Here is a 16,090-nt window from a genome sequence, read left to right as displayed (position 1 = left end):
AAGGAGTCACGTGTCCTCGTCAACGAGTTACTCGATTTCCCAGCTGAGGCAGTTGGAGGCGGAGTCGATTCATATCATCCGGGAGGTGGTGGCGCAGCTGTCGAAGCCGGCGTTGCTGTTCTCGGGGGGTAAGGATTCGCTGGTGATGTTGCATCTGGCGATGAAGGCGTTCGCGCCGGCGCGGTTGCCGTTTCCGGTGGTGCATATCGATACGGGTCATAACTTCGATGAGATTCTCGAGTTCCGGGATCGGTTTGTGGAGAAGCATGGGTTGCGGTTGATCGTGGGGTCGGTGCCCGAGGCGATCGAGTCGGGGCTGGTGCAGGAGGAGCCGAACGGTTCGCGGAACCGGATCCAGACGCCGGTGTTGCTGGACACGGTGGAGAAGCACGGGTTCAACGCGATGTTGGGTGGTGCTCGCCGGGACGAGGAGAAGGCGCGCGCGAAGGAGCGGGTGTTTAGTTTCCGGGACGAGTTCGGGCAGTGGGATCCGAAGAACCAGCGTCCGGAGATTTGGAATCTGTATAACGGGCGGGTGCATCAGGGCGAGTCGATTCGGGTGTTCCCGTTGTCGAACTGGACTGAGTTGGATATTTGGCAGTACATCCACGAGGACGGGGTGGAGATCCCGGATATTTATCTCGCGCGGGAGCGGGAGACGTTCGTGCGGGGCGGGATGGTGTTCGAGGCGAACCGGTTCTGTCAGCCGAAGGCGGGCGAGGAGGTCTCGACGCGTGTGGTGCGGTATCGGACGGTGGGGGATGCGACGTTGACGGCGGCGGTCGAGTCGGATGCGGACACGGTCGAGAAGGTGATTGCCGAGGTCGCGGCGACGCGGATCACGGAGCGGGGGGCGACGCGTGGGGATGACCGCGTGAGCGAGGCCGCGATGGAGGACCGGAAGAAGCAGGGGTACTTCTAAACCATGGATATGCTGCGTTTTGCGACCGCGGGGTCGGTCGATGATGGCAAGAGCACGCTGATTGGTCGGTTGTTGTTCGACTCGAAGTCGATCTTCGAGGATCAGTTGTTGAGCGTGGAGGAGACGAGTAAGTCTCGCGGGAACGAGTATGTGGATCTGTCGCTTCTGACGGATGGGTTGCGGTCGGAGCGGGAGCAGGGCATCACGATTGATGTCGCGTACCGGTACTTCGCGACGCCGAAGCGGAAGTTCATCATCGCGGACACGCCGGGGCATGCGCAGTACACGCGCAATATGGTCACGGGGGCGTCGACGGCGGATCTGGCGATCGTGTTGGTGGATGCGCGTAAGGGTGTGATCGAGCAGTCGCGGCGTCACGCGACGATCGCGTCGTTGTTGCGGGTGCCGCACGTGGTCCTCGCGGTGAACAAGATGGATCTCGTGGATTTTGACGAGAAGGTGTTCGAGGAGATCCGGCAGGATTTCCTGGATTTCTCGTCGAAGTTGAACATCACGGATATCACGGCGATTCCGATTTCGGCGTTGAACGGGGACAACGTGGTCTCGCGGAGCGAGAACACGCCCTGGTATCAGGGGCCGGCGTTGTTGCATCACTTGGAGACGGTGTATATCGGGGCGGATCGTAATCTGCAGGATGTGCGGTTCCCGGTGCAGTACGTGATTCGTCCGCAGCAGAAGGACGTGATCGATTACCGGGGGTTCGCGGGTCAGGTCGCGAGCGGGTTGATGAAGACCGGTGACGAGGTGGTCGTGTTGCCGTCGGGGCTGACGTCGACGATCGCGGGGATTGATACCGCGGACGGGGAGATCGAGGAGGCGTTCCCGCCGATGTCGGTCACGGTGCGGTTGGCGGACGAGATCGATATTTCGCGGGGGGATGTGATCGCGCGTCCGAATAATCAGCCGATCGTGTCGCAGGACATCGACGCGACGATCTGCTGGATGGATGATGCGCCCCTGGTGAAGGGGAAGAAGTACGCGGTGCTGCATAACTCGCGTGAGGCGCGGTGTGTGGTGAAGGAGTTGCAGTACGAGCTCGATGTGAACACGCTGCATCGTGATCAGGAGGCGACGCAGCTGGGGCGGAACGCGATCGGTCGGGTGACGTTGCGGATGACGACGCCGTTGGTCGTGGATCCGTATGCGAAGAATCGTGAGACGGGGTCGTTCGTGATGATCGACGAGGCCACGAACGCGACGGTCGCGGCCTGCACCATCAACAACGCCGAGTAACCGGCGGGAATCGACGCGGCCGGCGCCCCCACGGGGCGCCGGCCGCGTCGCCGTGTCAGCGCCCTTGGCGGGCGTATCGCTCTTCGGCGGCGAGCTTCGCGTCCCGCCACCACCCCTCGTGGTCGCGGTACCACCGGATCGTCTCGGCGAGGCCGTCCTCGAACGACGTGTGCCGCGGCGCCCACGCGAGCTCGGTCCGGAGGCGCGTCGCGTCGATCGCGTAGCGCAGGTCGTGGCCCGGGCGGTCGGGCACGTGGTCGTACGCGTCGCGGGGCTGACCCATGAGCTCGAGGATCGCCTCGACGACCGCGCGGTTGGACCGCTCGCCGTCGGCCCCGATGAGGTAGGTCTCGCCGACCCGTCCGCGCTCGAGGATCGCGCGCACCGCCGAGGAGTGATCGTCGGCGTGGATCCAGTCGCGCACATGCGCGCCGGACCCGTACACGCGCGGCCGCCGCCCGCACAGCACATTCGTGATCTGGCGGGGAATGAGCTTCTCGACGTGCTGGTACGGCCCGTAGCTGTTCGAGCAGTTCGAGATCGTGGCGCGCACGCCGTACGAGCGCACCCACGCGCGCACGAGCAGGTCGCTGGCCGCCTTCGTCGCCGAGTACGGCGAGGAGGGGCGGTAGGGCGACGACGGCGTGAAACGCTCCGTGCCCTCGAGGGGGAGGTCGCCGAAGACCTCGTCGGTGGACACGTGGTGCAGGCGGGTGCCGTGGCGGCGCACCGCCTCGAGCAGGGTGAAGGTCCCGACGACGTTGGAGTCGAGGAAGGGGCGCGGGTCGTCGAGCGCGTTGTCGTTGTGCGACTCGGCCGCGTAGTGCACGACCGCGTCGGCGGCGGCGACGAGCGGATCCACCGTGGCGTCGTCGGCGACGTCGCCGACGACGAGGGAGACGCGCTCGGGCGGCAGCTCCGCCAGGGCCTCGGGCGAGGCGGCGTAGGTCAGCGCGTCCAGGACCGTGACGACCGCATCGGTCTCGGCGACCAGATGTCGCACGAAGCTGGCGCCGAGGAAGCCGGCGCCGCCGGTGACCAGGATCCGCTGCATCGTGTGTCCTCTCCGCCCGGCGTCCGCGCGCGCACCTGCCAGAATAGGCGTCCGGGCGCGTCGGGCGCGGCGCTCGCCCGGCGCTTGCTGTGAGGTTGCTGGCGGGACGCGAGGATCCGCGTGATTCCGGGGCTCGCGGCGCGACACGCCCGGGTTGCGCGTCGGGGTCTGCGCCTGGCAGAATAGACCAGTTCCACATTTCGGCGCCCTGCGCTCGCGCACGCGGCCCGAATCACTGCATCGGCAGTGCACAGGCGGCGCCCACGGCGTCTCGGACCTGGGCCGCGGGCAGAGGAACACCTCACACACCTGCATCGCACGGTTCGCCGCGCGCCTGTGGGCCTGACATGTGAACAAGGCGCATCGCTGCGGGCGGATCCGGTGTGGATCTGCGCGGGAGTCGAGAAGGTGCCGACCCGAAGGGTGTCCGGAGGGTACGTGCGTCCAATGCCCGAGAGGTACGACGCGAAAAGAGAGTGAGCAGACAAATGGCGGGACAGAAGATCCGCATTCGCCTGAAGTCGTATGACCACGAGGTCATCGACACGTCGGCGCGCAAGATCGTCGACACCGTGACCCGCGCGGGCGCGCAGGTCGTGGGCCCGGTGCCCCTCCCGACGGAGAAGAACGTCGTGGCGGTCATCCGTTCGCCCCACAAGTACAAGGACAGCCGCGAGCACTTCGAGAAGCGCACCCACAAGCGCCTCATCGACATCGTTGACCCGACCCCCAAGGCGGTTGACTCGCTCATGCGCCTGGACCTTCCGGCCGACGTCAACATCGAGATCAAGCTCTGAGGTGCGACGTGGCTGACATCAACAACAAGATTTCGAAGGGCATGCTCGGCAAGAAGGTCGGCATGACCCAGGTCTGGAACGAGAGCGGCAAGCTCATCCCCGTCACGGTGATCGAGCTCGCTCCCAACGTGGTGACGCAGGTCCGCACGCCCGAGAAGGACGGCTACAACGCCGTGCAGATCGCGGCGGGCGAGGTCGACCCGCGCAAGGTCACGCAGCCCCTCACCGGCCACTTCGCCGCCGCGGGCGTGACGCCCCGTCGTCAGGTCACCGAGATCCGCACCGCCGACGCCGCGAACTACGAGGCCGGCCAGGAGATCACGGTCGACCAGACGTTCGAGGCGGGCCAGCTCGTCGACGTCGTCGGCACGAGCAAGGGCAAGGGCTTCGCCGGAACGATGAAGCGTCACAACTTCTCCGGCGTTGGCGCCTCGCACGGTGCCCACCGCAACCACCGCAAGCCCGGCTCGATCGGCGCCTCGGCGACGCCGAGCCGCGTCTTCAAGGGCACGCGCATGGCCGGCCGCATGGGCGGCGAGCGCGTGACCGTTCTCAACCTCACGGTGCACGCCGTCGACGCCGAGAAGGGCCTGATGCTCGTCAAGGGCGCGGTCCCCGGTGCGCGCGGCCGCGTCGTGTACGTCCGCAACGCAGTGAAGGGGGCCTGAGGCACATGGCTGACTCGACTCTCGCTCTCGACGTTCTCGGCACCGACGGCAAGAAGACCGGCACGGTCGAGCTTCCCGCTCAGGTGTTCGACGTCAAGACGAACGTTCCGCTGATCCACCAGGTCGTCGTCGCGCAGCTCGCGGCGGCTCGCCAGGGCACGCACTCGACCAAGCGTCGCGGTGAGGTCTCGGGTACCGGCGCCAAGCCGTTCAAGCAGAAGGGCACCGGCCGCTCGCGCCAGGGCTCGATCCGCCAGCCCGAGCACCGCGGCGGTGGCATCGTCCACGGCCCGAAGCCGCGCGACTACTCGCAGCGCACCCCCAAGAAGATGATCGCCGCCGCCCTCGCGGGCGTGCTCAGCGACCGCCTTCGCGGTGAGCGCATCCACGTGGTCGAGTCGTTCGGCGCCGAGGCGCCGTCGACCAAGGCCGCGGCGGGCTTCCTCGCCACGTTCACGTCGCAGAAGAACACGCTCATCGTGCTCGACCGCGACGACGAGGTCGGCTTCCTGAGCGTTCGCAACCTCGCGAACGTGCACGTGATCGCCGCTGACCAGCTCAACGCGTACGACGTCGTCACGAGCGACGACGTTGTCTTCACCCAGGCCGCCATCGACGCGTTCATCGCGATGAAGGCCGGCGCCAAGGAGGTCTCGGCATGACCGCGATCAACAAGGACCCGCGCGAGATCATCTTCGCGCCCGTGGTCTCGGAGAAGAGCTACGGCCTGATCGACGAGGGTAAGTACACGTTCATCGTGGACCCCCGCGCGAACAAGACCGAGATCAAGCTCGCGATCGAGAAGATCTTCGGTGTGAAGGTCGCCTCGGTGAACACCCTGAACCGTCAGGGCAAGTCCCGCCGTACCCGCTTCGGCACCGGCAAGCGCAAGGACACCAAGCGCGCCATCGTGACGCTGAAGTCGGGCACCATCGACATCTTCACGGCTGTCGCCTGATAGCTGGGAAGGATTAGAGGAACGAATATGGCTATTCGCAACTACAAGCCCACGACCCCCGGTCGCCGCGGCTCGTCGGTGGCCGACTTCGCCGAGATCACGCGCTCGACGCCCGAGAAGTCGCTGCTTCGCCCGCTCGCCAAGACGGGTGGCCGCAACAACCAGGGCCGCATCACGACGCGTCACATCGGCGGTGGCCACAAGCGCCAGTACCGCGTGATCGACTTCCGTCGCGCCGACAAGGACGGCATCGACGCGAAGGTCGCTCACATCGAGTACGACCCGAACCGCACGGCGCGCATCGCGCTGCTGCACTTCTTCGATGGCACCAAGCGCTACATCCTCGCTCCGGCGAAGCTGAAGCAGGGCGACATCGTCGAGTCGGGCCCCGGCGCGGACATCAAGCCCGGCAACAACCTGCCGCTGCGCAACATCCCCACGGGTACGGTCATCCACAACATCGAGCTCCGCCCCGGTGGCGGCGCGAAGATCGCGCGTTCGGCTGGCGCCTCGGTGCGTCTCGTCGCCAAGGACGGCCCCTACGCGCAGCTCCGCCTGCCGTCGGGCGAGGTCCGCAACGTCGACGCGCGCTGCCGCGCCACGATCGGCGAGGTCGGCAACGCCGAGCAGTCGAACATCAACTGGGGTAAGGCCGGCCGCATGCGGTGGAAGGGCGTCCGCCCGACCGTCCGTGGTGTCGTCATGAACCCGGTGGACCACCCCCACGGTGGTGGTGAGGGTCGTACCTCTGGTGGTCGTAACCCCGTGACCCCGTGGGGTCAGCCGGAGGGCCGCACCCGCCACGCCAACAAGGAAAGCGACAAGTACATCGTGCGTCGTCGCACCGCGGGCAAGAAGCGTAAGTAGGAGTTTGGGAAGATGCCACGCAGTCTGAAGAAGGGCCCCTTCGTCGACGAGCACCTGCTTCGCAAGGTTGTCTCGCAGAACGAGTCGGGGTCGAAGAACGTGATCAAGACCTGGTCGCGCCGCTCGATGATCGTCCCGGCCATGCTCGGCCACACGATCGCTGTCCACGACGGTCGCAAGCACATTCCTGTGTTCGTGTCCGAGTCGATGGTCGGCCACAAGCTGGGCGAGTTCGCGCCCACCCGTACCTTCCGCGGTCACGTGAAGGATGACAAGAAGGGCCGTCGCCGCTGACGCGGCGACTCGAGGAGGAGAGAGAAATGGTGGAGTCCATCGCACGCGTGCGACACATCCGCGTGACCCCTCAGAAGGCTCGTCGTGTCGTCGCGCTCATCAAGGGCAAGCAGGCCGATGAGGCCCTCGCGATCCTGAAGTTCGCCGCACAGGGCGCTTCGGAGCCCGTGTACAAGCTCGTGGAGTCGGCCAAGGCCAACGCACAGGTGAAGGCCGACGCCGCCGGCGAGTACCTCAACGAGCAGGATCTGTTCGTCAAGAACGCCTTTGTGGACGAGGGAACGACGCTCAAGCGTTTCCGCCCCCGTGCCCAGGGTCGCGCTGACCAGATCAAGAAGCGCACGAGCCACATCACGGTCGTGCTCTCGACGCCCGAGGTCGCCGATGCGGCCCAGGGCAGCAAGCAGAAGGCGAGCAAGTAATGGGACAGAAGATCAACCCTTACGGCTTCCGCCTCGGCATCACGACGGACCACACGTCCCGTTGGTTCGCTGACTCGACGAAGCCGGGCCAGCGGTACGCCGACTACGTTGCTGAGGACATCAAGATCCGTCAGCTGTTGCAGAAGAACCTCGACCGTGCCGGTGTGAGCCGTATCGACCTCGAGCGCACGCGTGACCGCGTTCGTGTCGACATCCACACCGCCCGTCCCGGCATCGTCATCGGTCGCCGCGGCGCGGAGGCCGAGCGGATCCGCACGGAGCTCGAGAAGCTCACGGGCAAGCAGATCCAGCTGAACATCCTCGAGGTCAAGAACCCCGAGGCTGACGCTCAGCTCGTCGCCCAGGGCGTCGCCGAGCAGCTCGCTGCGCGCGTGGCGTTCCGCCGCGCGATGCGCAAGGGGCTGCAGGGCGCCATGCGCGCCGGCGCCAAGGGCGTTCGGATTCAGGTCTCGGGCCGCCTCGGCGGCGCCGAGATGAGCCGCACGGAGTTCTACCGCGAGGGTCGTGTGCCGCTGCACACGCTGCGCGCGAACATCGACTACGGCTTCTACGAGGCGAAGACCACCTTCGGTCGTATCGGCGTGAAGGTCTGGGTCTACAAGGGTGACCTCACGAACAAGGAACTCGCTCGCGAGGAGGCTTCGAAGAAGCCGGCGCGCGACCGTGGTGGCCGTCGTGGGCCGCGTCGTAACGACGCCGCCGAGAAGAAGGCCCCGGAAGGAGCAACGGCGTAATGCTGATCCCCCGCAAGGTCAAGTACCGCAAGCAGCACCACCCCAAGCGCAGCGGCCAGGCGACGGGCGGCACCAAGGTGTCGTTTGGCGAGTACGGCATCCAGGCCCTGACCCCCGCTTACGTGACGAACCGTCAGATCGAGGCAGCTCGTATCGCGATGACGCGTCACATCAAGCGTGGCGGCAAGGTGTGGATCAACGTCTACCCCGACCGTCCGCTCACGAAGAAGCCCGCCGAAGTCCGCATGGGTTCGGGTAAGGGTTCGCCGGAGTGGTGGGTCTCTAACGTCAAGCCGGGCCGTGTCCTTTTCGAGGTCGCGGGCGTCAGCGAGGAGCTCGCCAAGGGCGCGCTCACCCGGGCAATGCACAAGCTGCCGCTCAAGGCACGCATCATCAAGCGCGAGGAGGGCGACGCGTAATGGCGATCGGCACCAAGGAGCTCGCCACGACCGAGCTCGACACGTTCGAAGACCAGCGCCTCGTCGAGGAGCTGCGTAAGGCCAAGGAAGAGCTGTTCAACCTGCGCTTCCAGTCGGCCACCGGCCAGCTGGAGAGCCACGGTCGCATCCGCGCCGTGAAGCGCGACATTGCGCGTCTCTACACCGTGATCCGCGAGCGCGAGCTCGGGATCCGCGCCACGCCGGAGCCCGCGGCCCCGAAGAAGGCCAAGAAGAGCAAGGCGAAGGGCGCCGACGAGTCGGCTCCCGCCGAGGGAGAGGCTGAGTGATGGCCACCGACAAGAAGGCTGAGGAGACCGCCGTCGAGCGCGGTTACCGCAAGTCCGCTCGCGGCTATGTCGTGAGCGACAAGATGGACAAGACGATCGTCGTCGAGGTCGAGGACCGCGTAAAGCACCCCCTCTACGGCAAGGTCATCCGTCGCACGAAGAAGCTCAAGGCGCACGACGAGCAGAACACCGCCGGCATCGGCGACCTCGTCGTGATCAACGAGACCCGTCCGCTGAGCGCCTCCAAGCGCTGGCGCCTGGTCGAGATCGTCGAAAAGGCCAAGTAAGCCCTCGGGCTCGCTTGAAGGAGTAACCAGTGATTCAGAACGAATCTCGCCTCAAGGTCGCCGACAACACCGGCGCGAAGGAGCTGCTCACGATTCGCGTGCTCGGTGGGTCGAACCGCCGTTACGCGGGCGTGGGTGACACCATCGTCGCCACCGTCAAGGACGCGATCCCCGGCGGCAACGTGAAGAAGGGCGACGTCGTCAAGGCGGTCGTCGTCCGCACCGTGAAGCAGACGCGCCGCGCTGACGGCTCGTACATCAAGTTCGACGAGAACGCCGCCGTGATCCTGAAGAACGACGGGGAGCCCCGCGGCACCCGTATCTTCGGCCCGGTCGGTCGTGAGCTTCGTGACCGCAAGTTCATGAAGATCGTCTCGCTCGCCCCGGAGGTGCTGTAAGCCATGGCCAAGATCAAGAAGGGCGACCTCGTCCAGGTGATCACCGGCGCCACGCAGGAGCGCGGCGGCGACCGCGGAAAGCAGGGCACGGTGCTCGAGGTTCTCGGGAACCGCGTCATCGTCGAGGGCGTCAACTACATCACCAAGCACAACCGCGTCGGTCAGACGCAGCGCGGCACCAAGACGGGTGGCATCGAGACCTTCGAGGCTCCGATCCACGTGTCGAACGTCGCGATCGTCGACCCCGAGACCAAGAAGCCGACCCGCGTGGGATACCGCGTGGAGGAGCAGGTCAAGGACGGCGTCAAGAAGACCGTGCGCGTTCGCGTCGCCAAGGGTTCGGGTACGGACATCCCCGACCCCAAGGGAAAGTAAGGGTTAGCACATGAGCACGGACACCGCCGCGCAGGCTGGCAAAATCCAGCCGCGCCTGAAGCAGGTCTACCGCAAGGAGATCCGCCAGAAGCTGCAGGATGAGTTCGGCTACGAGAACGTCATGCAGGTCCCGGGCCTGGTCAAGGTCGTCGTGAACACCGGTGTCGGCGAGGCAGCTCGCGACAGCAAGGTGATCGACGGCGCCGTGGCCGACCTGACGGCCATCACGGGCCAGAAGCCCGTCGTGACCAAGGCCAAGAAGTCGATCGCGCAGTTCAAGCTGCGCGAGGGTCAGGCGATCGGCGCGCACGTCACGCTTCGTGGCGACCGCGCGTGGGAGTTCCTGGACCGCCTGATCTCCCTGGCGCTGCCCCGTATCCGCGACTTCCGTGGCCTGTCGCCGAAGCAGTTCGACGGCAACGGCAACTACACCTTCGGTGTGACGGAGCAGTCGATCTTCCACGAGATCAACCAGGACAAGATCGACCGCGTTCGCGGCTTCGACATCACGGTCGTCACGACCGCGAAGACCGACGACGAGGGCCGGGCGCTGCTGACGCACTTCGGCTTCCCGTTCGTCAAGAACTCCTGATTCGGCCACGCCGAACCAGGTAAAACGCTGAGGATGCCGGATCCGGTTTGGCCGGGTCCGGCATCCTGGCGGACAATCGAATATTGGCTATCCACGTCGTGGAAGGTCGTCTGTCGTGTAACGGCAGCCGAAACCTCATGAACAAAGGACATTTCATATGACCATGACAGACCCGGTCGCAGACATGCTGACCCGTCTGCGCAACGCGAACTCGGCGCACCACGACCAGGTGTCGCTGCCGTCGAGCAAGCTCAAGACGCACATCGCGGACATCCTCCAGCAGGAGGGTTACATCACGGGTTGGGAGGAGTCGGACGCTCGCGTCGGCAAGACCCTCACCCTCACCCTCAAGTACGGCGCCAACCGTGAGCGCTCGATCGCGGGCATCAAGCGCGTGTCGAAGCCCGGCCTGCGCGTCTACGCCAAGTCGAACGAGCTCCCCAAGGTGCTCGGCGGCCTCGGCGTTGCCATCCTGTCCACCTCCAGCGGCCTCCTGACGGACCGCCAGGCCGAGCAGAAGGGCGTGGGCGGAGAAGTTCTCGCCTACGTGTGGTGATCGACAATGTCGCGTATTGGACGTCTTCCCATTGACATTCCCGCCGGCGTCGAGGTGAAGATCGACGGCCAGACGGTTGCGGTCAAGGGCCCCAAGGGCGAGTTCGCCCTCGAGGTCGCTGAGCCCATCCAGGCCAAGATCGAGGAGAACCAGGTTCTCGTCACCCGTCCCGACGACGAGCGCGAGTCGCGTGCCCTGCACGGCCTGACCCGCACGCTCATCAACAACAGCATCATCGGCGTGACGCAGGGCTACTCGAAGTCCCTCGAGATCGTGGGCACGGGTTACCGCGTCCAGCAGAAGGGCTCGAACCTCGAGCTCGCGCTCGGCTTCTCGCACCCCGTCGTGATCGAGCCCCCCGCAGGCATCACCTTCGCGGTCGAGGGCAACACGAAGATCACGGTCAGCGGCATTTCCAAGCAGGCCGTGGGCGAGTGCGCCGCCAACATCCGCAAGATCCGCAAGCCCGAGCCGTACAAGGGCAAGGGTGTGCGCTACGCCGGCGAGCAGGTCCGCCGCAAGGCCGGAAAGGCTGGTAAGTAATCATGGCTGTGAAGTCGAAGTCCGCCGCGCGTTCGCGCCGCCACACTCGCCTTCGCAAGAAGGTCGTGGGCACCGCAGAGCGTCCGCGTCTCGTCGTGACGCGCTCCGCCCGCCACGTCTTCGTGCAGATCGTCGACGACGCGCAGGGTCACACGCTGGCCTCCGCGTCGACGCTCGAGACCGAGCTGCGCTCGGCCGAGTCCGACAAGACCGCTAAGGCCCGCAAGGTCGGCGAGCTTCTCGCCGAGCGCGCGAAGGCCGCTGGCATCGAGGCCGTCGTGTTCGACCGCGGCGGTAACCGCTACGCCGGTCGCGTTGCCGCGATCGCCGAGGGCGCCCGCGAAGGAGGGCTGAGCCTGTGAGTGACAACAAGGAGACCGAAGTGACCACCGAAGCCGGTCAGGCTGCGCCCGAGCAGGCGCAGGCCGAGCAGCGCCAGGAGCGTCGCGGCAACGACCGCGGCGGCCGGGGTGGCCGCGGCGACCGTCGGGGCAACGACCGCAACAACGGTCGCGGCAACGACAGCCAGTTCCTCGAGCGCGTCGTCACGATCAACCGCGTGTCGAAGGTCGTCAAGGGTGGACGTCGCTTTAGCTTCACGGCGCTCGTCGTCGTGGGTGACGGCAACGGCCTCGTGGGCGTCGGCTACGGCAAGGCGCGCGAGGTTCCGCTCGCGATCTCGAAGGGCGTCGAGGAGGCGAAGCGCAACTTCTTCCGCGTTCCGCGCTCGGGCCAGTCGATCCCGCACCCCGTCCAGGGCGAGGCCGCTGCCGGTGTCGTCATGCTGCGTCCGGCCTCGGCCGGTACCGGTGTGATCGCCGGTGGTCCGGTTCGCGCCGTCCTCGAGTGCGCCGGTATCCACGATGTGCTCTCGAAGTCGCTCGGTTCGTCGAACACGATCAACATCGTGCACGCGACGGTCGCGGCCCTGAAGCAGCTCGAGGAGCCGCGTGCGGTCGCCGCGCGCCGTGGCCTCGACTTCGACCAGGTCGCGCCCGCCCGTCTCGTCCGTGCGGAGGCCGAGGCCGCCGCTGCTGCGAAGGTAGGTGCCTGATGGCCGCGCGTCTGAAGGTTACGCAGATCAAGTCCAAGGTGAGCGAGAAGCAGAACCAGCGTCACACGCTGCGCAGCCTCGGTCTCAAGCGCATCGGCGACCAGGTGGTCCGCCCCGATGACGCGCAGACCCGCGGCTACGTCCGTGCGGTTGCTCACCTCGTCAAGGTTGAGGAGATCGACTGATGGCTGAGAACAACGAGCGCCCCGGCGTGCTCAAGGCTCACCACCTCCGTCCCGTCCCCGGGGCCAACACGGCGAAGACCCGCAAGGGCCGCGGTGAGGGTTCGAAGGGTAAGACGGCCGGTCGTGGCACGAAGGGCACGCGGGCGCGTAACACCGTGCGCGTGGGCTTCGAGGGTGGCCAGATGCCGCTGCACATGCGCACGCCGAAGCTGCGCGGCTTCAAGAACCCGTTCCGCACCGAGTACCAGGTCGTGAACCTGGACAAGCTCGCTGAGGTCTTCCCCGAGGGTGGCGACATCACCGTCGCCGACCTCGTGAACAAGGGCCTCGTGCGCAAGAACCAGCTCGTCAAGGTTCTGGGCGACGGCGAGATCGCCGTCGCGCTGAACGTCGCGGTCGACAAGGTGTCGGCGTCGGCGAAGGCCAAGATCGAGGCCGCGGGCGGTTCGATCAAGTAACGCACCCCTGGTGCGTCATACCGGTAGGGCCGGGAGCGACAAGCTCCCGGCCCTTTTCCGTTAGTCTGGTGGCTGGTGTGCGCTCTCCGCGCGCGCACCGTCCGTTCTGGGAGGCAGTTTCTTGTTCAGCGCCATCGCGCGGATCTTCCGCACACCCGACCTCCGTCGGAAGATCGGCTTCACGCTCGGCATCATCGCCATTTATCGGTTTGGCGCGCACGTGCCGGCGCCGTTCATCAGCTACCCCAACGTCCAGAGTTGTCTCGACCAGACGGCCGGCGCGGGCGGCCTGCTCTCCCTCGTGAACCTCTTCTCCGGCGGCGCGCTCCTGCAGCTGTCGATCTTCGCGCTCGGCGTCATGCCGTACATCACGGCCACCATCATCACGCAGCTGCTGCGCGTCGTGATCCCGCACTTCGAGACGCTCCACAAGGAGGGCCAGGCGGGCCAGGCGAAGCTCACCCAGTACACGCGCTACCTGACGATCGCGCTCGCGCTCCTGCAGTCGACGACGCTCGTGACGGTCGCGCGCTCCGGTCAGCTGTTCGGCGTGACCGACATCGCGGAGTGCAACAACCTCCTGACGAACACCAGCTGGTTCACCCAGGCGATGATCATCATCACGCTGACCGCTGGTACGGGCCTCGTCATGTGGATGGCCGAGCTTGTCACGGAGCGCGGCATCGGCAACGGCATGTCGCTGCTGATCTTCACGTCGATCGCGGCGACCTTCCCCGGCGCCCTCGGCGCGATCTGGGCCGCGCGTGGCTTCGAGATCTTCCTCCTCGTGCTCGCGATCGGCATCGTCATCGTCGCGCTGGTCGTGTTCGTCGAGCAGTCCCAGCGCCGGATCCCCGTGCAGTATGCCAAGCGCATGGTCGGGCGCCGCACCTACGGCGGGACCAACACGTACATCCCCATCAAGGTGAACATGGCGGGCGTGGTTCCCGTGATCTTCGCGTCGTCGCTGCTGTACATTCCGGCGCTCATCGCCCAGTTCAACACCCCGACCGACGGATCCGCTCCGCCCGAGTGGGTCTCGTGGATCGGCCAGTACTTCACGACGGGCGACCACCCCCTCTACATGGCGGTGTACTTCCTCCTCATCGTCGGCTTCACGTACTTCTACGTCGCCATCACCTTCAACCCGGTCGACGTCGCGGACAACATGAAGAAGTACGGCGGATTCATCCCCGGCGTTCGCGCGGGGCGCCCGACGGCGGAGTACCTCGACTTCGTGCTCACGCGCATCACGTTCCCCGGGTCGATCTACCTCGGCCTCATCGCGCTCATCCCGCTCATCGCGCTGGCCACGGTGCAGGCGAACCAGAACTTCCCGTTCGGCGGCGCGTCGATCCTCATCATCGTGGGTGTGGGGCTCGAGACCGTCAAGCAGATCGATGCGCAGCTGCAGCAGCGCCACTACGAAGGGCTCCTCCGATGACCACCAGGCTCCTGATCGTCGGCCCGCAGGGTTCGGGCAAGGGCACGCAGGGCGTGCGCATCGCGGAGGCCTTCGGGATCCCCGTCGTCTCGACGGGCGACATCTTCCGCGCGAACATCGCGGGCGGCACGGAGCTCGGCAAGAAGGTCCAGGCGATCACCGACAACGGCGACCTGGTGCCGGACGAGGTCACGAGCGAGATCGTGCGCGATCGCCTCGCGCAGGACGACGCGGCGGGCGGGTTCCTCCTCGACGGCTACCCCCGCAACCGTGCGCAGGTCGCGCACCTCGACGAGTTCCTCGCGGGGCGGGGCGAGGCCCTCGACGCCGTGATCCTCCTGGACGTCCCGCGCGAGGAGTCGATCTCGCGCATCGTGCAGCGCGCGACCGAGCAGGGCCGCACGGACGACACGGAGGAGGCCGTCGCGCGCCGCCTGGCGATCTACGAGAGCGAGACCGCGCCGATCGTCGACACGTACGCCGAGCGCGGGATCGTCGACCGTATCGACGGCGTCGGGTCTCTCGACGAGATCACGGCGCGCGTGTTCGCCGCGCTCGAGGCCCGCGGCCTCGTCGGCACCGCGGCCTAAGGCCTTCCCGTGCGCCCCTTCCGTCGGTCGATCTACAAGAAGCCCGAGCAGCTGCGCGGCATGCGCGAGCCGGGGCGGATCACCGCCGAGGCGCTCGACGCCGTGGCCGCGGCGATCCGCCCGGGCATCACGACGCTCGAGCTCGATCGCATCGCGGAGTCCGTGATCGTCGCACAGGGCGCGCACTCGAACTTCCAGCTCGTCCCGGGGTATCGCCACACCGTGTGCGTCTCCGTGAACGAGCAGGTCGTGCACGGGATCCCGGGCGAGCGCGTGCTGGAGGCGGGCGACATCGTCTCCGTCGACTGCGGCGCCGAGACCGACGCGGGCTGGAACGGCGATTCTGCGCGCACCTTCATCGTGCCGGGGGAGGGGCAGGATCCGGAGCTCGTCCGTCAGCGCGAGGAGCTGAGCGACGTGACCCGCGGATCCATGTGGGCCGGCATCGCGGCGCTCGCCTCCGCGCAGCACCTCGGCCAGGTCGGCGCCGTGATTCAGGACTACATCGAATCGAATCCGCTGCCGTCGACGGGGCAGCCCGCCGGCATCCTCCGCGACTACGTCGGCCACGGCATCGGCCGCCGGATGCACGAGGATCCGACGCTTTTCCACTACGCCACGCCGGGTCGCGGCGCGGAGATCAAGCCGGGCCTGTGCCTGTGCGTCGAGCCGATGATGACGGCGGGGAGTGAGGACGTCTTCGTCGAGGACGACGACTGGACGATCACAACTCTCGATGGATCCAGCGGTGCCCACTGGGAACACAGCGTCGCCGTGCATGCTGGGGGCATCTGGGTGCTCACCGCCGCCGACGGCGGCGCCGCAGGCCTCGCTGACTTCGGCGTGACCCCCACCCCGATCCTTTAAACGGCACCCCGGAGAAGACAGAC

At 66.6% G+C, this 16,090-nt stretch carries 26 protein-coding genes; 25 read left to right on the top strand and 1 reads right to left on the bottom strand.

The window, feature by feature from the left end; translation table 11 throughout:
- Positions 1-10: 10 nt before the first annotated feature.
- Positions 11-922 carry a sulfate adenylyltransferase subunit CysD gene (cysD, locus tag GJQ66_RS04765; RefSeq protein ID WP_368732666.1) on the top strand — a complete coding sequence of 304 codons (912 nt, stop codon included), beginning with the start codon at positions 11-13 and terminating at the stop codon, positions 920-922.
- Between the two features lie 3 nt (positions 923-925).
- On the top strand, positions 926-2,176 hold the full coding sequence (cysN, locus tag GJQ66_RS04760; protein WP_155048177.1) for a sulfate adenylyltransferase subunit CysN: 1,251 nt from the start codon (positions 926-928) through the stop codon (positions 2,174-2,176).
- Between the two features lie 55 nt (positions 2,177-2,231).
- Here the strand turns inward: cysN and rfbB are convergent, their stop codons facing one another.
- Positions 2,232-3,230: a dTDP-glucose 4,6-dehydratase gene (gene rfbB / locus GJQ66_RS04755; RefSeq protein WP_155048176.1), complete on the bottom strand. Its 999-nt coding sequence runs from the start codon at positions 3,228-3,230 to the stop codon at positions 2,232-2,234.
- Between the two features lie 488 nt (positions 3,231-3,718).
- On the opposite strand from rfbB, the gene rpsJ reads away from it, so the two are divergent.
- From rpsJ to map, 23 genes are all read left to right on the top strand, one after another.
- Positions 3,719-4,027: a 30S ribosomal protein S10 gene (rpsJ, locus tag GJQ66_RS04750; protein ID WP_110589670.1), complete on the top strand. Its 309-nt coding sequence runs from the start codon at positions 3,719-3,721 to the stop codon at positions 4,025-4,027.
- Positions 4,028-4,035: 8 nt separating this feature from the next.
- Positions 4,036-4,695 (top strand): 50S ribosomal protein L3, encoded by a 660-nt coding sequence (rplC, locus tag GJQ66_RS04745; protein WP_166319888.1) that lies wholly within the window; start codon positions 4,036-4,038, stop codon positions 4,693-4,695.
- A gap of 5 nt (positions 4,696-4,700) precedes the next feature.
- Complete coding sequence (rplD, locus tag GJQ66_RS04740; RefSeq protein WP_155048175.1) at positions 4,701-5,357, top strand: 50S ribosomal protein L4; 657 nt, start codon at positions 4,701-4,703, stop codon at positions 5,355-5,357.
- Positions 5,354-5,653: a 50S ribosomal protein L23 gene (rplW, locus tag GJQ66_RS04735; RefSeq protein ID WP_155048174.1), complete on the top strand. Its 300-nt coding sequence runs from the start codon at positions 5,354-5,356 to the stop codon at positions 5,651-5,653. The genes rplD and rplW overlap by 4 nt, the downstream gene beginning before the upstream one ends.
- Positions 5,654-5,680: 27 nt before the next feature.
- Positions 5,681-6,520 carry a 50S ribosomal protein L2 gene (gene rplB, locus GJQ66_RS04730; RefSeq protein WP_155048173.1) on the top strand — a complete coding sequence of 280 codons (840 nt, stop codon included), beginning with the start codon at positions 5,681-5,683 and terminating at the stop codon, positions 6,518-6,520.
- A 12-nt stretch (positions 6,521-6,532) separates the two neighbouring features.
- Positions 6,533-6,814: a 30S ribosomal protein S19 gene (rpsS, locus tag GJQ66_RS04725; RefSeq protein WP_105566341.1), complete on the top strand. Its 282-nt coding sequence runs from the start codon at positions 6,533-6,535 to the stop codon at positions 6,812-6,814.
- Positions 6,815-6,840: 26 nt separating this feature from the next.
- Positions 6,841-7,236, top strand: a complete 396-nt coding sequence (gene rplV / locus GJQ66_RS04720; RefSeq protein ID WP_155048172.1) for a 50S ribosomal protein L22 — start codon at positions 6,841-6,843, stop codon at positions 7,234-7,236.
- Positions 7,236-7,991 carry a 30S ribosomal protein S3 gene (gene rpsC, locus GJQ66_RS04715; protein ID WP_155048171.1) on the top strand — a complete coding sequence of 252 codons (756 nt, stop codon included), beginning with the start codon at positions 7,236-7,238 and terminating at the stop codon, positions 7,989-7,991. Before rplV ends, rpsC begins: the two co-directional genes overlap by 1 nt.
- On the top strand, positions 7,991-8,410 hold the full coding sequence (rplP, locus tag GJQ66_RS04710) for a 50S ribosomal protein L16 (protein WP_155048170.1): 420 nt from the start codon (positions 7,991-7,993) through the stop codon (positions 8,408-8,410). Before rpsC ends, rplP begins: the two co-directional genes overlap by 1 nt.
- Positions 8,410-8,718 (top strand): 50S ribosomal protein L29, encoded by a 309-nt coding sequence (gene rpmC / locus GJQ66_RS14625; protein ID WP_155048169.1) that lies wholly within the window; start codon positions 8,410-8,412, stop codon positions 8,716-8,718. Before rplP ends, rpmC begins: the two co-directional genes overlap by 1 nt.
- The gene (gene rpsQ / locus GJQ66_RS04700; RefSeq protein WP_155048168.1) at positions 8,718-9,005 is read left to right on the top strand and encodes a 30S ribosomal protein S17; all 288 of its coding nucleotides are present in this window, start codon (positions 8,718-8,720) and stop codon (positions 9,003-9,005) included. Before rpmC ends, rpsQ begins: the two co-directional genes overlap by 1 nt.
- A gap of 29 nt (positions 9,006-9,034) precedes the next feature.
- Complete coding sequence (gene rplN / locus GJQ66_RS04695; protein WP_166319896.1) at positions 9,035-9,403, top strand: 50S ribosomal protein L14; 369 nt, start codon at positions 9,035-9,037, stop codon at positions 9,401-9,403.
- A gap of 3 nt (positions 9,404-9,406) precedes the next feature.
- Positions 9,407-9,778: a 50S ribosomal protein L24 gene (gene rplX, locus GJQ66_RS04690; protein WP_155048167.1), complete on the top strand. Its 372-nt coding sequence runs from the start codon at positions 9,407-9,409 to the stop codon at positions 9,776-9,778.
- Between the two features lie 10 nt (positions 9,779-9,788).
- Complete coding sequence (gene rplE / locus GJQ66_RS04685; protein WP_155048166.1) at positions 9,789-10,370, top strand: 50S ribosomal protein L5; 582 nt, start codon at positions 9,789-9,791, stop codon at positions 10,368-10,370.
- A 157-nt stretch (positions 10,371-10,527) separates the two neighbouring features.
- Positions 10,528-10,926 carry a 30S ribosomal protein S8 gene (gene rpsH / locus GJQ66_RS04680; protein WP_155048165.1) on the top strand — a complete coding sequence of 133 codons (399 nt, stop codon included), beginning with the start codon at positions 10,528-10,530 and terminating at the stop codon, positions 10,924-10,926.
- Between the two features lie 6 nt (positions 10,927-10,932).
- Positions 10,933-11,469: a 50S ribosomal protein L6 gene (rplF, locus tag GJQ66_RS04675; protein ID WP_155048164.1), complete on the top strand. Its 537-nt coding sequence runs from the start codon at positions 10,933-10,935 to the stop codon at positions 11,467-11,469.
- A 2-nt stretch (positions 11,470-11,471) separates the two neighbouring features.
- The gene (gene rplR / locus GJQ66_RS04670) at positions 11,472-11,831 is read left to right on the top strand and encodes a 50S ribosomal protein L18 (RefSeq protein ID WP_155048163.1); all 360 of its coding nucleotides are present in this window, start codon (positions 11,472-11,474) and stop codon (positions 11,829-11,831) included.
- Positions 11,828-12,523, top strand: a complete 696-nt coding sequence (rpsE, locus tag GJQ66_RS04665) for a 30S ribosomal protein S5 (protein ID WP_338100813.1) — start codon at positions 11,828-11,830, stop codon at positions 12,521-12,523. Before rplR ends, rpsE begins: the two co-directional genes overlap by 4 nt.
- Entirely contained in the window at positions 12,523-12,708 is a 186-nt protein-coding gene (gene rpmD / locus GJQ66_RS04660; RefSeq protein ID WP_155048162.1) for a 50S ribosomal protein L30, read from the top strand. Before rpsE ends, rpmD begins: the two co-directional genes overlap by 1 nt.
- The gene (gene rplO / locus GJQ66_RS04655; RefSeq protein WP_155048161.1) at positions 12,708-13,166 is read left to right on the top strand and encodes a 50S ribosomal protein L15; all 459 of its coding nucleotides are present in this window, start codon (positions 12,708-12,710) and stop codon (positions 13,164-13,166) included. The genes rpmD and rplO overlap by 1 nt, the downstream gene beginning before the upstream one ends.
- A 121-nt stretch (positions 13,167-13,287) precedes the next feature.
- Entirely contained in the window at positions 13,288-14,610 is a 1,323-nt protein-coding gene (gene secY / locus GJQ66_RS04650; RefSeq protein WP_155048160.1) for a preprotein translocase subunit SecY, read from the top strand.
- Complete coding sequence (locus GJQ66_RS04645; protein ID WP_155048159.1) at positions 14,607-15,200, top strand: adenylate kinase; 594 nt, start codon at positions 14,607-14,609, stop codon at positions 15,198-15,200. Before secY ends, GJQ66_RS04645 begins: the two co-directional genes overlap by 4 nt.
- Positions 15,201-15,209: 9 nt before the next feature.
- On the top strand, positions 15,210-16,067 hold the full coding sequence (gene map, locus GJQ66_RS04640; RefSeq protein ID WP_368732665.1) for a type I methionyl aminopeptidase: 858 nt from the start codon (positions 15,210-15,212) through the stop codon (positions 16,065-16,067).
- Positions 16,068-16,090 lie beyond the last annotated feature (23 nt).

Source organism: Microbacterium sp. ZXX196 (assembly GCF_009709595.1).
In the GTDB taxonomy this organism is placed as follows: Bacteria; Actinomycetota; Actinomycetes; order Actinomycetales; family Microbacteriaceae; genus Microbacterium; species Microbacterium excoecariae.
The sequence above is the reverse complement of the archived record's forward strand: the minus strand, read 5'-3'. Positions and strand labels throughout refer to the sequence as shown.

Coding starts and splice junctions, on each gene's coding strand:
- cysN (WP_155048177.1), top strand. CDS start 926: ATGGATATGCTGCGTTTTGCGACCGCGGGGTCGGTCGATGATGGCAAG.
- rfbB (WP_155048176.1), bottom strand. CDS start 3,230: ATGCAGCGGATCCTGGTCACCGGCGGCGCCGGCTTCCTCGGCGCCAGC.
- rpsJ (WP_110589670.1), top strand. CDS start 3,719: ATGGCGGGACAGAAGATCCGCATTCGCCTGAAGTCGTATGACCACGAG.
- rplD (WP_155048175.1), top strand. CDS start 4,701: ATGGCTGACTCGACTCTCGCTCTCGACGTTCTCGGCACCGACGGCAAG.
- rplW (WP_155048174.1), top strand. CDS start 5,354: ATGACCGCGATCAACAAGGACCCGCGCGAGATCATCTTCGCGCCCGTG.
- rplB (WP_155048173.1), top strand. CDS start 5,681: ATGGCTATTCGCAACTACAAGCCCACGACCCCCGGTCGCCGCGGCTCG.
- rpsS (WP_105566341.1), top strand. CDS start 6,533: ATGCCACGCAGTCTGAAGAAGGGCCCCTTCGTCGACGAGCACCTGCTT.
- rplV (WP_155048172.1), top strand. CDS start 6,841: ATGGTGGAGTCCATCGCACGCGTGCGACACATCCGCGTGACCCCTCAG.
- rpsC (WP_155048171.1), top strand. CDS start 7,236: ATGGGACAGAAGATCAACCCTTACGGCTTCCGCCTCGGCATCACGACG.
- rplP (WP_155048170.1), top strand. CDS start 7,991: ATGCTGATCCCCCGCAAGGTCAAGTACCGCAAGCAGCACCACCCCAAG.
- rpmC (WP_155048169.1), top strand. CDS start 8,410: ATGGCGATCGGCACCAAGGAGCTCGCCACGACCGAGCTCGACACGTTC.
- rpsQ (WP_155048168.1), top strand. CDS start 8,718: ATGGCCACCGACAAGAAGGCTGAGGAGACCGCCGTCGAGCGCGGTTAC.
- rplX (WP_155048167.1), top strand. CDS start 9,407: ATGGCCAAGATCAAGAAGGGCGACCTCGTCCAGGTGATCACCGGCGCC.
- rplE (WP_155048166.1), top strand. CDS start 9,789: ATGAGCACGGACACCGCCGCGCAGGCTGGCAAAATCCAGCCGCGCCTG.
- rpsH (WP_155048165.1), top strand. CDS start 10,528: ATGACCATGACAGACCCGGTCGCAGACATGCTGACCCGTCTGCGCAAC.
- rplF (WP_155048164.1), top strand. CDS start 10,933: ATGTCGCGTATTGGACGTCTTCCCATTGACATTCCCGCCGGCGTCGAG.
- rplR (WP_155048163.1), top strand. CDS start 11,472: ATGGCTGTGAAGTCGAAGTCCGCCGCGCGTTCGCGCCGCCACACTCGC.
- rpmD (WP_155048162.1), top strand. CDS start 12,523: ATGGCCGCGCGTCTGAAGGTTACGCAGATCAAGTCCAAGGTGAGCGAG.
- rplO (WP_155048161.1), top strand. CDS start 12,708: ATGGCTGAGAACAACGAGCGCCCCGGCGTGCTCAAGGCTCACCACCTC.
- GJQ66_RS04645 (WP_155048159.1), top strand. CDS start 14,607: ATGACCACCAGGCTCCTGATCGTCGGCCCGCAGGGTTCGGGCAAGGGC.